Below are 12,939 nucleotides of genomic sequence, written 5' to 3' on the forward strand. Positions count from 1 at the left end.
CTGTAGATGTGATTCGGATCCTTCTTTTAATTGTTCAAAAACATTCCGTACATCTTCAGGTAAATCTTGCTCTAAGAAACGTTCGTACATAGCTATATTGATAATTTCTGCTTCAACGCCTGCTAGGTATGCATAGTTGATAGATTCTGGAAGGATGATATGTTGGCTTGGATCAATGTTTGGCAGTTCAAGTTCATAGGTCTCATACAAATCTTCCATATAGCCTATATGGGTTGCTTCTGCCTTAATGATATTGGAGAAAGGCTTCGTTATATTCATCTCATTGATGATCAATTCATACTCTGCATAAGCTAGATATTCATCTTCGATAGCATATCGCATCATTTCCTCTAAAGTGTATTCTGTCTTGAGTGCAGCCCCTTTAGCACCATAATCTTCAGATTGTTGCACTTCTGTTTCTTTAATCACATCTGTTGAATCCTCTTCTTTGGTTAGTAAAGATGGATCACTAGGGGAAGGCTCTTGTGTACTTGAGCAGGAGGTGAAAATTAACATACCTATAGTCATTATAATTAACACTCTTATTAGTTGATTTTTTTTGATATTCATCGTTAGTCTCCTTTTTATGCATTGACCACATGTGGGATTAATACGGTTGATATAAGTACAACGCTAAGTTTAAATGAGTTAATTTCTATGCGCGACTTAAATTATTGGTTAACTTCTAATTTTAGTATAGGATAATTCTGTGACGAAGATGTGACAGCAATGTGGAGATTTTTATGACTTGGCAGGTGTCAGTCTAGTGTTTGCTAATATATCACTGTTTAGTATAATATAAAAGTACCGAAAGTTGCAAAAGCAAATTCCATACGATTGAACCGGTTCGCAACTTCTCTTTGACTATCTATGTGAAATACATAAGCAAAAGTTGGTCATACTAAACACCAAGCTTGAATTCTCAAGATGGGTTAATCAAGATAAATTGTATCAAAGTGATTTTAATTTTAAGCAATGCCGATATCTTGCCAACATTGTTTGCATATAAGACTCTGAATCATTACGTTACAACAAGTAAAACTATGAAACCAAATAAGAATGTTTCGTGGATATCTCCAATTGATTATTGTTTCATTAAAATGTGAATTAATACAGAAAGGACGATCTCTTATTGAGGTACCTACTTGAATTGGTATATCCATTGTTACTTTGAACCGATTTTGATATAATTAAACTAGGCATAAGGATTATTCAACTGTATTTCTTCATGAAAATAAAGGAGGATTCATATGAGTAAAAATGGTAAAAAAAGATTACGTGGTTGTTTAACGGTTATTATTGTATTTATTGTTGTAATAGCAGGTGTTATTTTTGGTGGCATTAGCTATTTCAGAGGCAATATTCCTGAGCAGGTGAAATACGATGATGAAGACATCATAAGTTTTTATGAAAAGGTTAATATTGAACAGGAAAATTATACATTTGATATGATGGATTTATTGACCGGGAATGTCACAGCAACCGGTTCAGTTGAAGTGGATGCATCTTTTACAAGCGAAGAGTTGACTGCATTTCTACAAGGACATAGTATGGATGTGGTGTCTTTTGAAAAAACTGAATTTAAGCTTGCGAGAATCGATAAAATGTTTAAGTTTCCATATATAATCACAACTCCAGCGTATGCAACGAGTTATTCTGGGTCAACAGCGTTTACAGATTTCAATGCTAGAATACTGGGTGATGATGAACTTGAATTGCTTGCCTATGTGTCTGAAGATATTAGTCAAATCTATAGAATTATACCTGGTCTTGATAATTATTCCTTTATCGTTGACAGAGCTGCAGGTGCAAATCTTCATATCGTGTTAGGGTTAACTTATGAAAAGAGCAGCGGTTTTAATGTACTTATCAAACAGCTACATGTCAATGGCGTTCCGGTTCCTCAAGGTATGGTGGATAAATATGAACCACAGTTGACGAATCTTCTAAACAGAGCTTTGGAAAATGAAGAGGTTTTCGTTATCGATGAATTTAGTATAGAATCTGATGAAATCATATTCAAAGGAAGGTTGCCGGAATATCTAGAAAGAATCAATTAAACAGCGACTAACTGACGAGACTATCAACGTCGAGCATAAAATGCAAGAAAGTACTGGATAAAGGAATACTTGGAGGTAAAAACTATGCAGGAAGGAAATACAAACACAGATGCTGTAGCGAAAAAGTGTCTCATTATAATCTTTTCATATCATCATAACAATACAGCTAAAATTGCATATGAATTTTCAAAGGTACTGAATGCTGAGGTTAAGACTCCAGAACAGGTGATTATGGAGGAGCTTCAGGACTATGATCTTATAGGTTTTGGATCAGGAATAGATAGTGGTAAGCATTATAAACCTCTGCTTGACCTAGTTGATAGACTTCCGATTGTTGATAAGAAAGCAAGTTTTATTTTCTCCACGAGTGCCATGCAGGGAGAATCCAAAGTTAAAAAAGATCACTCACTGCTGAGACAGATGCTGGAGTCAAAAGGATATGCAATAGTAGGAGAATTTAGTTGTAAAGGTTTTAATACAAACAGTTTTTTAAAGTATTTCGGAGGAATGAATAAGGACCGGCCAAACAGTAAGGATATAAAAAATGCAAAAGAATTTGCACTAAACCTTTACTAATCCTCATTACTATTCTATGCAAAAATTGTAAAACCTATGTTAGTTTGTCAAGAAAGCAGCTTTGCTGCGTTAACCAGGTCACAGCGACATCGTCGCGCTAGATGTGAAGCAGATAGTGACCAGAGCGGTTATTAAGATGCGAAGGAAAGTTTCTTTAATAGCATAACACCAACGCTTCAAGGGATTATGCATTTTTAACTTTCCTAAGCTATAAAAAATGGTCAGACAATGTCTGGCCCCTTTTATTTATCTATATCGAAATAGAATTGTACCTTTCTATTGGTAAACAACTTGATATGGTCAGGGTCTGCATGAGTTATTAAAACGGTGATTGGTAGTGAGGTAAGCTCATGTACAATTTTGTTTAGGGTTTTTTTATTGTGTTCAATTAGAAATTAGATTCATAATAATATTGACAAACGGTATAATGATTTATACACTGATAGAGTTATTTCTTAAGATGGGGAAATAAATATGAGAAATTAAAGGAAGTCTATTTATGAAATTGATTATTAGATTAATAATAGAAATTGGTATAATACTAGGAATATACTTTCTTGGCATGTGGGTATCAGATTTAATCAGACCAGTGATACTGATTCCAGGAAATATTTTAGGTATGGGTATACTTTTCGCGATGTTGAGTTTCAATATTGTTAAGATTGAAAATATTGAAAAAACAAGTGGATTACTATTGAAACATATGGGATTCTTTTTCGTACCCCTATGCGTGACGCTCTATATAACGTTTGATTATATCAGTGATATATGGGTGCAGATAGTAGTAATACTTGTGATATCTAATATGTTTGTAATGACGGTGACAGGAAAGACGGTACAGAAGTTCATTGAAATTGAAAGTAGGAGCTAAAAATGGTACTTGTAGGAATAATAATTACAGCAATAGCATACATAGTATCAAGAAGAATAGCAATAATTACTGGAATTTCTCTTTTAAATCCAATTTTTGTAGCTGCGGCAATACTAATTGCAGTTATTCATTTTACACCTCTAAGCTATGAAGTATATGATGCAGGTGGTTCGTTGATAACGAAGGTTCTTGGACCCATTGTAGTGATTCTAGCGGTTCCTCTTTACAGCAACAGGGATATACTTAAAAGATATTACAAGCCTGTAACGATTGGTGTTCTTGCAGGCATAGTTTCATCGCTTGTATCTGTACTGGTTCTTGTAAGAGTCTTCGCTATGGACAATATTATTATGATGTCACTTATTCCAAAATCAATAACAAATCCAATGGCTATGGAGGTTGCAAAAATGGTAGGGGGAGTCAAGGAACTTACCGTTATATTCGTAGGTGTAACTGGAATAATTGGAGCTACAACCTGTCAGCTGATATTCAAAGTTTTTTCCATTGAGAATGAAACTGCCAAGGGAATCGCGTTGGGAACATCATCTCACGGGATAGGTACGGCAAAGGCTGTGGATATGAGCGAGGAAGCGGGAGCGGCCAGCAGCTTGTCAATGGGTATCACAGGAGTGGTGACTATATTAATCACCATAATAGTTACTAGAGTATTACTTTGACCGGGAATAATTATGAGAATTAGCTAGTGGTAAAATAATAGGCTGAATATATCCTTTTTTAGAATTACATTTCATAAGTAATGTGATTCATTTTTTAGTGTCTTCAAATGTTTTGAAAAAATTGTAAAATATAAAATTTTTCTCTGGCTTTTTTGTATTTTTTTTAGTATTATTGTATCTTGTTGAAAAGATTTGAGTAGTAAAAAAGGTGTGTTTTTCTTAAATGATTCGCTAGGATGTTCCAAATTCAGAGGTGCAAGATTCATTAATGAAAAAACACTGTATGTGGTATTTAATGCTGTATGAAACACAATATATCGGTATTTGCTGTTCCTTTTTTTCTTTTGGTATGATAAAATATACTCAATAACAATAAAGCTTGAAAGGGAGAAACTATGTATAACGTAATTAAAAGAGACGGTAAACTTTTCGATTTTGACATTTCTAAAATTTCTAGCGCAATCACACATGCTTTTGAAGCAAAAGACAAACAATATAATAAGGGTATAATCGATCTATTGGCATTAAGGGTTACTGCTGATTTCGAATCTAAAATAAAGGATTCAAAAATTGCTGTTGAAGATATTCAAGACAGTGTTGAATCTGTTCTTATAAAAACCGGTTATTCCGATGTGGCTAAGGCATATATTCTATATCGTAAGCAACATGAAAAAATTAGAAATATGAAATCATCAGTTCTTGACTATAAGGAAACGGTTGAGAACTATGTAAAAGTAAACGACTGGCGTGTAAAGGAAAATTCTACTGTTACATATTCAGTGGGAGGACTTATACTGAGCAATTCAGGTACAATCACAGCTAATTACTGGCTTTCTGAAATTTATGATGAAGAAATTTCAAAGGCCCACAGAAATGCGGATATTCATATACATGACCTGTCGATGTTGACAGGCTATTGTGCTGGCTGGTCGCTTAAGCAATTGATACAGGAGGGTTTGGGAGGTATTCCTGGAAAGATTACATCTGCTCCTTCAGCGCACCTGTCAACTATTTGTAATCAAATGGTTAACTTTCTTGGAATAATGCAGAATGAATGGGCAGGAGCGCAAGCCTTTTCGTCATTTGATACGTATCTTGCACCATTTGTAAAAGTTGATAATTTAAATTATAAGGCAGTAAAACAATGTATACAGTCCTTTGTTTATGGAGTCAATATACCGTCGAGATGGGGAACTCAATCACCGTTCTCAAATATTACTCTTGACTGGACTGTTCCAAACGATCTTGCTGAATTGAATGCCATAGTCGGTGGAAAAGAGATGAACTTCAAATACAAGGACTGTGTAAAAGAAATGGAAATGGTGAACAAAGCCTTTATAGAAGTTATGATTGAAGGCGATGCAAACGGCAGAGGTTTCCAGTATCCTATTCCAACTTATTCCATTACAAAGGATTTTGACTGGTCGGAGACAGAAAACAACAAGCTTTTGTTTGAAATGACAGCAAAATATGGTACGCCATATTTCTCAAACTATGTAAACAGTGATATGGAGCCTAGCGATGTGAGAAGCATGTGTTGCAGACTTCGCCTTGATCTCCGTGAGCTTCGTAAAAAATCAGGTGGTTTCTTCGGAAGTGGTGAAAGTACAGGATCTGTGGGAGTTGTAACAATAAATCTTCCCCGTATCGCATATATTTCCAATGACAAAGAAGCTTTTTACAAGCAACTTGATAGAATGATGGATATTTCGGCACGTTCCTTGAAAATTAAACGTGATATCATTTCGAAATTTTTGGTGGAAGGCCTATATCCTTATACAAAGCATTATCTGGGATCTTTTGAGAATCACTTTTCGACAATAGGTCTTATCGGATTGAATGAAGTGGGACTAAATGCTAAGTGGCTTGGAGCCAATATGACAGATACCAGAACGCAAGAATTTTCAGTAGAAGTACTGAATTATATGCGTGAGCGTTTATCCGATTATCAGGAGGAATATGGTGATTTATACAACCTTGAAGCTACACCTGCTGAATCGACAACATATCGTCTGGCTAAACATGATTTAGCTAGATATCCAGACATTATATCAGCTTCTGAAAATGGAGAAACTCCATACTATACAAACTCTTCACATCTTCCTGTTGGCTATTCGGAAGACATTTTTGACGCCCTTGACATTCAGGATGAGCTTCAGACGCTGTATACTTCAGGTACTGTTTTTCATGCGTTTTTAGGTGAGAAGTTATCCGATTGGAAGGCTGCTGCAAGTCTTATAAAGACAATTGCTTATAACTACAAGCTTCCATACTATACACTTTCACCAACATACTCTATATGCAAGACTCATGGCTATATTACAGGTGAAGTTTACCAGTGTCCTGAGTGTGGCAACAAAACAGAGGTTTATAGCCGTATAACAGGTTATTATCGTCCATTGCAAAACTGGAATGATGGTAAAAGCCAGGAATACAAGGAAAGAAAAGTTTACGACATCAATAATTCGCATTTGAACAAAGATATTAAGAAGGCGGAGAGAGCTGATGTTTATCTGCCTGAAATAACAAATGTAGAAGACATCATGTTGTTTACTACGAAAACTTGTCCTAACTGTGAAACTGCAAAGGGCATCCTTGATGAAGCAGGTATCGGCTATAAAGTAGTTGATGCCATGGAAAATGCTCAATTAAGGAGTAAATATGAAGTAATGTCTGCACCTACCCTTGTGGTTTCAAATGGGGATAGTGCTGAGAAAGTAATAAACCTTTCAAATATAAAGAAATATACTGAAAGTTTATGCTTGTCTTTGAAATAAAAGTGAAAGTTTAAATAGTGGTGTTGAAAACTAATTGCCAGTGATTGTAATTCATCGCTGGCAATTTTATTTCAAAGTTGAAGTATAATCGTTTTGTATTGTAACATTAATGTATTTAGTGTATGATTTATGTTAGTTTAATTTAGAATTATTAAAATATGAATGAGTTGAATAAGTATATTTGTATTTAAGGAAATGAGGTAATCATGTACGGAGATATAATATATGTGGATCGTCAGCCGTTGTTGTGGCGTTCTACTGAACATAGAAAAAATCCAGACTCTGATCTTCTGGATATAATGATATATAGAGTAAGTAAATACCGTCATTATGGAGTTGATTTAGGTAATGGTAATGTAGCTCACTTTAATGGTCTAAGTTTTTTACGTAGGCAAGACAGTGCCATTACTGAAGATTCAATGGAAGTATTTATTAAAGATGGAATACTAGGTGTAATTGCTGACATACCATATGGTTATTCAAGAGACGAAGTAGTTAATCGTGCTAAAGCTCAGATAGGAACAAATTTTGGAGGATATAGTGTGGTCCACAATAACTGTGAACACTTTGCATTATGGTGTGCTACAGGGATGAAGGAATCCAGGCAAGCGGTATTTCTGAAATACGGATATGACGCCATGGCATATCCAAAGAGGCAACTAAAACCCTTATCAGCAAAAGTTATTAGCTTTGCTGTTATGGGTACTATGATGTCATGGGCATTTCTAAAAAATAGATTATAGAATCAAGTAAGTTCAGAAATTGGAAAAGCTGAAAAATTTATACCTACAACAGAGTATACTGTAAAACTAAAAAGTGGGGAAATAATTGAAATTGGCTGTGATGATAAACATATATCCAAGAATGGAAAGCAATTCAATGGAAATGAAAAGTATTTGAAAATGTTTCGCGAATCTGTCAAAAGTATTGTTATAAAATAGCATGCAAGCCAATAAAAATGTCTGGGATATATAATTATCCCAGACATTTTTTAGTCTTTAATTTTGAGTATTTTCTTCAAGTATCTTTTCTAATTTGAAAATCCAGCGAATATATAGTTTTTCAGAATCGTTATAACCTTTAAAGCCTTCTGCGATAAGTACTGTGCCGTCTTTTTGTTCCATTACAAGATAGAAATTATCGCCATTATATGTGTCGGAACGATAAATTGATTTAACCTTGTTCAGATTGTCTTTAACTTCCTCACTAAGAAAACCAACTATTTCAAACATGTCATATAAGTGGTCAGTTTTTAAAGGATACTCATATAGTTCTTTAGACATGGTCCAGTCTTCATCATTAGGTAGTTTTCTATAGAATCCGTAGTCTGATGAAATGCAATACTGCGGTGCGGTTTCTTCAATAAATAGAAAAGAATAGAGTGGTGATTGATACAATATTTTTTCTACATTGTAAGATGTTCCCGTAAAGGAGACATCCTTGTTTTTGGGATTGGATGCAAGGGCAAATCACAGGACGGCTACTATTAGAATGGATGCAGCTATTATCCAAAATGATACTTTTCTATTTTTAAGAACTTTCTTAAACATGGTTAATCCTCCGTATAATCTACAATGAGTATTTGTCATTCATTAATGTCTTAGTTAAACAGCTAATAAGACTAGCCTCAAAAATAGTCTAATGTTGTAAAAGTAGTTTATCAATGGTATTAATCAAGAGTTATTTATTTTTGGTATATTTCAGAAATATAGAATAAATGTATTAAGTGGAAAGAAGGGTATTGTTTAGCAAATAAAGATTAATTAATTTGGGATAATCTATTGACTTCGAAGTACTACAGATGTAGTATGTAATTGCAAGTATAACTTGGGAGGGTATTATGAAGAATACAAGAAAAATTAGTATCATGATGATATTAGTAATATTGGTGGTTCAAGTTACAATGTTTACGGGATGTCAGAATAACAATGCCGAACAGAATGAACCACCTGAAGTATTGGACACTGATAATTTTCAAGGGGAAGATGAAAATGATTCCGATAAAAACAATATCAAAGAAATGTACGATGTAGATAAGGAGAAGGAAAGCGAAGATTCTTCAGACGATGTTGTAGAGGATATAGACTATGTGAACTCATGGGATGTAAATTCTCAGGATTTAAGGGCAACTGTTGAATATGCTATGCCCGACTATACTCCAATGGTAATGGATATGGACCTTGATGGAAATCTTTCGAATATATATAACATAGAACAGTTTTCTGGATTTTCAGAGTCCCAGGTTAAGGAACTTTATGAAAATAAATTTACAGTTCTTAAGCCAGGAGAGCATCCGGACATGAAGATGCATCATATTTATGAAAAATCGGAATATCAGCAGATTCCAATGTTTATTACTGTTGATTCAGCACTAAATATGTATCATCTTTTTTATGACGATAGTCTTAAATTTGTAGAGCTTGATAAACTGTACAACAAGCTTGGTGATTTCAATAACAGTATGCTGGACAAGAGTCTTAAATACTACAGTGACGAAAATTATAGTCAGTTGAAGGAAGAGCTTAAAACTATTGTTGCATACTTTGCAGTAGCAAATTTACTCCTGGGAGAAGAGAGGGATTTGCCAGAAGAAATACAAGCAATTGTAGAAGAAGAGGCATTTTTAATAAAAGAAGCTGACCAATTGGTAAAATCACCGCTGTTCAATCATGATATTGACTATTCTCAATACACCGTAAGAGGACACTATACAGGGGATGAAAAGCTTGAAAGATACTTTAGAACAATGATGTGGTATGGTAATACCGCTTTTCCACTAACCAAGGTTGTAGATGGTGTTGAAATTCTTGATGTGGACAATGCAGTTAAATCAATGATAATGGCAAGTCTTATTCTTGAGGATGAGGATAACAGTAGTGATCTTGATGAGTGGGAGGATGTTTACTATATTACAGCACTATATGTTGGAGAGTCAGATGATTTGAATGTATTTGACTACAGGGAAATGATTACAAAGGTTTATGGTAAGAATCCAGACTTGCTTATTTATGCTGATGAATCATATTACGACGGTCTTCTTGAGGAAGTGAAAAAGCTACCGGAACCTCAGATCGTGATCAAGGCTACTGAAGTTGATATACCAGCCGGCAAGCAGTTTAGGCTTATGGGTCAGAGATATACGTTAGATGGTGAAATAATGCAGAATCTGATGGAACCTTTAAAAAGACCTATACCTTCAGGTCTTGATGTAGTGGCAGCGTTTGGAAATGAAAGGGCGGAAGAACTTTTGGATATTTATTACAAGCCAAAGGAACTTTGGAGTGATTATGGAATGAAATTGGAAGAACTAAGAACGAAGGTTGAAAACACTGTTGACGAAACATGGATGACAAACCTATACAGTGGATGGCTTTGGATACTTAAATCTGCAGCAGTTAGTTTTGAAGAAGTTGAAGGTATGCCTGAATTTATGAAAACAAGTCTTTGGACGGACAAGAGTATAAATGCGACGCTTGGAAGCTATGCGGAACTGAAGCATGATACTGTCCTTTATACAAAACAGCCTTGTGCAGAAAAAGGCGGAGGAGAAAGGGAACTTCCTTATCATTATGTTGAGCCTAATATAGAGGTTTATTCAAAGCTTCTGTGGCAGACTAAAAATACAAAAGAAAATCTGAGAGTAAAGGATCTTTTGGATGAGGAAATCGAAAAAGTCCTTGATGGTATGATAGAAATGGAAGAAACACTTATTGCTGTATCCTTAAAGGAATTGTCAAATGAACTTCCAACTGAAGAGGAATTTCAAAAACTTCAAACTTTCGGAGGTCTTATAGATTCTATTATGATGAGGATGCACTATCTTTTGGAAAGCAGGGGATATGAAGGAGATTCCATATATACAACTGCTCTTGTATCCGATGTTGCAACAGTACTTCCTAATTCTTATGACCCGGAAGGAGATTATCTTGAACTTGCTACAGGTTTTCCAAATGAAATATATGTGGTATGCAGCTACAATGGAGTTCCATATTTGACAAAGGGCGCAGTTTACAGCTATTATGAATTTATGTCCAGAGAAAGATTAACGGATGCTAAATGGCATGAAATGCTGGGTATTTCTAAAGAATTGGTTGGTGATGGTGACCACAGTTTTTATAATATAAAACTTGGGGAGCCTCTGGAAACAAAACCGGATATGCCGGAATGGACCAATAGTTTTATTTCAGAAGATGAGAACAATGTAAAGGTTAATACACAGGTGAAAATAGAATGGGATAATATTGCTGAATAATCATGTGGAGGCTAATAATATGAAAAAGGATTTAAAGATAACTGATGCCGAGTATAAGGTACTCAATGTTTTATGGAAATTTAAATCTGCAAATTCAAAAACAATAGTCAACGAAGTACAAAAACTTGAAGCATGGAACAGGAAAACAGTACATACCCTTCTCAAGAGACTTGTGGAGAAGGGCGCTGTAATTGCAGAGAAAGAAGGGAGTATATATACTTATACTCCTTCAATCGAAAAAAAGCAGTATGCAAAAAGCGAGTCGGAATTTTTTCTTGAAAGGATATATAGTGGTTCCTTGAGTAAGTTTCTCACAAATTTTGTGGATGGAGAAGATATTAGTCAGGAGGAACTTGATGAGCTTTACAGAATCCTTGACAGCAAGAAAAAATGATTAGTTTCAGATAACATCGCTCGTGCGAATGATGCAACCTAGTCGCTTTGTTTATCTTAAGGAGGAAGGACCATGTATGGATGGCTTGCTAAGGTCAAATACTATTCAATAAACGGGAACACAAACAGAATTGAAGAATTCAAAGAGTTGTATTTGTCATGGATTTAGCAAGAAGAATGAAAAATACAAAGTCATTCATCAGGCTTGTCTTTATTCTTGGAATATTTATTATAATTACAGGGTGTGGTAATTATTCAAAGAATCTTTACAAAGGAGCTGTAGTTGAAACAGCAGTAGTAGAGGGACTGACATACAGTATTTTAATTAAGGACCATGTGTTATATAGCCAAAACGAAAAGAATACAGATAAAATTCTTGATTATGAAATAATTGATATGAAGGTATATGATATTGACAATGATGGCAATGATGAACTTATAGTGATTGATTCTGCAAATGAAAATATAATATTGTTCGAAATTGAACAGATTGACAGCGAATTTGCAATTGAAGAGATATACAGGAAAAACTTTTCAGACATAGATCCATGGATGGTTGAAGCTGGAGATGTAGATGCTGATGGTATTGTTGAGATATTCATAGGAGTGAACAAAAGGACGGAATTTTACGAAGATATTAGAAACAGGCCTTTTTATTATTCTTGGAATTGTGAAAAACTTCAAAAAAAATGGACAGGTTCTTATTTTAGTGAAAAAGAATTGATAGATGTTAGATTTGCTGATCTGTTTGAATCGGGAAGGGATGAAACCATTGTTCTCGAAAGGAATAAGGAAGGTAAATATGTAGTTTCCATATATTCCTGGCTCGGATTCGGATTTATTAAGATTGTTTCAAGCGGAGAATATGAGAGTATTGATGAATTAATCATATCCGAAAAAGCTGATGGTGCAAGTTACGTCGAGATTGAGTATATGGATGGTGACAATAAAAGCAGAGAAGAAGTAAAATTTGTTGAATAAACGATAAAATTGTATAATCACTTAGAAATCATTATGCTCTAGTTGGTTTTTTAGTGTTTTGTTTTAGTAATGGAGATATTAAATAACGATAATCGTTATAAAATTCATGTTTTTCATTGTTTTTTACTTGACTTATGCTTTTTAAAATCATATACTATGCAATATAAGAGACTTTATAAAAGGGATTTTATTGGAGGATTAATGATGAAATTAAATAGCAACTACAAAAATATTAAGAATTTATATTCGGTGATTAAGTTTTTATATTATGCAAGTATCGTTTTTACTGGAATATGCATATTTTCAATCTTTGCTATACCTTTTGTTCCTGATTCAGCCATTGATTTTGAAC

The 12,939-nt window shown here is 34.4% G+C and carries 11 protein-coding genes and 1 pseudogene; 10 read left to right on the forward strand and 2 right to left on the reverse strand.

Annotation, left to right across the window (positions count from 1 at the left end; translation table 11 throughout):
- The coding region (locus AC3AX0_RS00945; protein WP_487548429.1) for a hypothetical protein at positions 1-570 on the reverse strand (570 nt) is incomplete at its 3' end.
- A 271-nt stretch (positions 571-841) separates the two neighbouring features.
- Here AC3AX0_RS00945 and AC3AX0_RS00950 point away from each other — a divergent pair.
- From AC3AX0_RS00950 to AC3AX0_RS00980, 7 genes and pseudogenes are all read left to right on the forward strand, one after another.
- Positions 842-937, forward strand: a pseudogene (locus AC3AX0_RS00950) (ATP-binding protein); the annotation flags it as partial.
- Positions 938-1,250: 313 nt separating this feature from the next.
- Entirely contained in the window at positions 1,251-2,060 is an 810-nt protein-coding gene (locus AC3AX0_RS00955; RefSeq protein ID WP_487548430.1) for a hypothetical protein, read from the forward strand.
- Between the two features lie 84 nt (positions 2,061-2,144).
- Entirely contained in the window at positions 2,145-2,636 is a 492-nt protein-coding gene (locus AC3AX0_RS00960; protein WP_487548431.1) for a flavodoxin family protein, read from the forward strand.
- A gap of 499 nt (positions 2,637-3,135) precedes the next feature.
- Positions 3,136-3,507 (forward strand): CidA/LrgA family protein, encoded by a 372-nt coding sequence (locus tag AC3AX0_RS00965; protein WP_487548432.1) that lies wholly within the window; start codon positions 3,136-3,138, stop codon positions 3,505-3,507.
- Positions 3,508-3,509: 2 nt separating this feature from the next.
- Positions 3,510-4,184 (forward strand): LrgB family protein, encoded by a 675-nt coding sequence (locus AC3AX0_RS00970; RefSeq protein ID WP_487548433.1) that lies wholly within the window; start codon positions 3,510-3,512, stop codon positions 4,182-4,184.
- A 395-nt stretch (positions 4,185-4,579) separates the two neighbouring features.
- On the forward strand, positions 4,580-6,961 hold the full coding sequence (locus AC3AX0_RS00975) for a ribonucleoside triphosphate reductase (protein WP_487548434.1): 2,382 nt from the start codon (positions 4,580-4,582) through the stop codon (positions 6,959-6,961).
- A gap of 206 nt (positions 6,962-7,167) precedes the next feature.
- A complete protein-coding gene (locus AC3AX0_RS00980) occupies positions 7,168-7,704 on the forward strand; it encodes a lecithin retinol acyltransferase family protein (RefSeq protein ID WP_487548435.1) in 537 nt (178 codons plus the stop codon).
- A 255-nt stretch (positions 7,705-7,959) separates the two neighbouring features.
- Here the strand turns inward: AC3AX0_RS00980 and AC3AX0_RS00985 are convergent, their stop codons facing one another.
- Positions 7,960-8,358: a hypothetical protein gene (locus AC3AX0_RS00985; protein WP_487548436.1), complete on the reverse strand. Its 399-nt coding sequence runs from the start codon at positions 8,356-8,358 to the stop codon at positions 7,960-7,962.
- Positions 8,359-8,801: 443 nt separating this feature from the next.
- Here AC3AX0_RS00985 and AC3AX0_RS00990 point away from each other — a divergent pair, with 443 nt between their 5' ends.
- The 3 genes from AC3AX0_RS00990 to AC3AX0_RS01000 all read left to right on the forward strand — a co-directional run bounded on the left by AC3AX0_RS00990 (position 8,802) and on the right by AC3AX0_RS01000 (position 12,587).
- Positions 8,802-11,213, forward strand: a complete 2,412-nt coding sequence (locus AC3AX0_RS00990; RefSeq protein WP_487548437.1) for a DUF3160 domain-containing protein — start codon at positions 8,802-8,804, stop codon at positions 11,211-11,213.
- 19 nt (positions 11,214-11,232) lie between these two features.
- Positions 11,233-11,607: a BlaI/MecI/CopY family transcriptional regulator gene (locus tag AC3AX0_RS00995; RefSeq protein WP_487548438.1), complete on the forward strand. Its 375-nt coding sequence runs from the start codon at positions 11,233-11,235 to the stop codon at positions 11,605-11,607.
- A 158-nt stretch (positions 11,608-11,765) separates the two neighbouring features.
- Positions 11,766-12,587: an FG-GAP repeat domain-containing protein gene (locus AC3AX0_RS01000; RefSeq protein WP_487548439.1), complete on the forward strand. Its 822-nt coding sequence runs from the start codon at positions 11,766-11,768 to the stop codon at positions 12,585-12,587.
- Positions 12,588-12,939 lie beyond the last annotated feature (352 nt).

Source organism: Dethiosulfatibacter sp., from assembly GCF_983023055.1.

Excerpts from the sequence above, each read along its gene's own strand:
- AC3AX0_RS00955 (WP_487548430.1), top strand. The coding sequence starts at position 1,251 with ATGAGTAAAAATGGTAAAAAAAGATTACGTGGTTGTTTAACGGTTATT.
- AC3AX0_RS00960 (WP_487548431.1), top strand. The coding sequence starts at position 2,145 with ATGCAGGAAGGAAATACAAACACAGATGCTGTAGCGAAAAAGTGTCTC.
- AC3AX0_RS00975 (WP_487548434.1), top strand. The coding sequence starts at position 4,580 with ATGTATAACGTAATTAAAAGAGACGGTAAACTTTTCGATTTTGACATT.
- AC3AX0_RS00995 (WP_487548438.1), top strand. The coding sequence starts at position 11,233 with ATGAAAAAGGATTTAAAGATAACTGATGCCGAGTATAAGGTACTCAAT.
- AC3AX0_RS00990 (WP_487548437.1), top strand. The coding sequence starts at position 8,802 with ATGAAGAATACAAGAAAAATTAGTATCATGATGATATTAGTAATATTG.
- AC3AX0_RS00970 (WP_487548433.1), top strand. The coding sequence starts at position 3,510 with ATGGTACTTGTAGGAATAATAATTACAGCAATAGCATACATAGTATCA.
- AC3AX0_RS00980 (WP_487548435.1), top strand. The coding sequence starts at position 7,168 with ATGTACGGAGATATAATATATGTGGATCGTCAGCCGTTGTTGTGGCGT.
- AC3AX0_RS01000 (WP_487548439.1), top strand. The coding sequence starts at position 11,766 with ATGGATTTAGCAAGAAGAATGAAAAATACAAAGTCATTCATCAGGCTT.
- AC3AX0_RS00965 (WP_487548432.1), top strand. The coding sequence starts at position 3,136 with ATGAAATTGATTATTAGATTAATAATAGAAATTGGTATAATACTAGGA.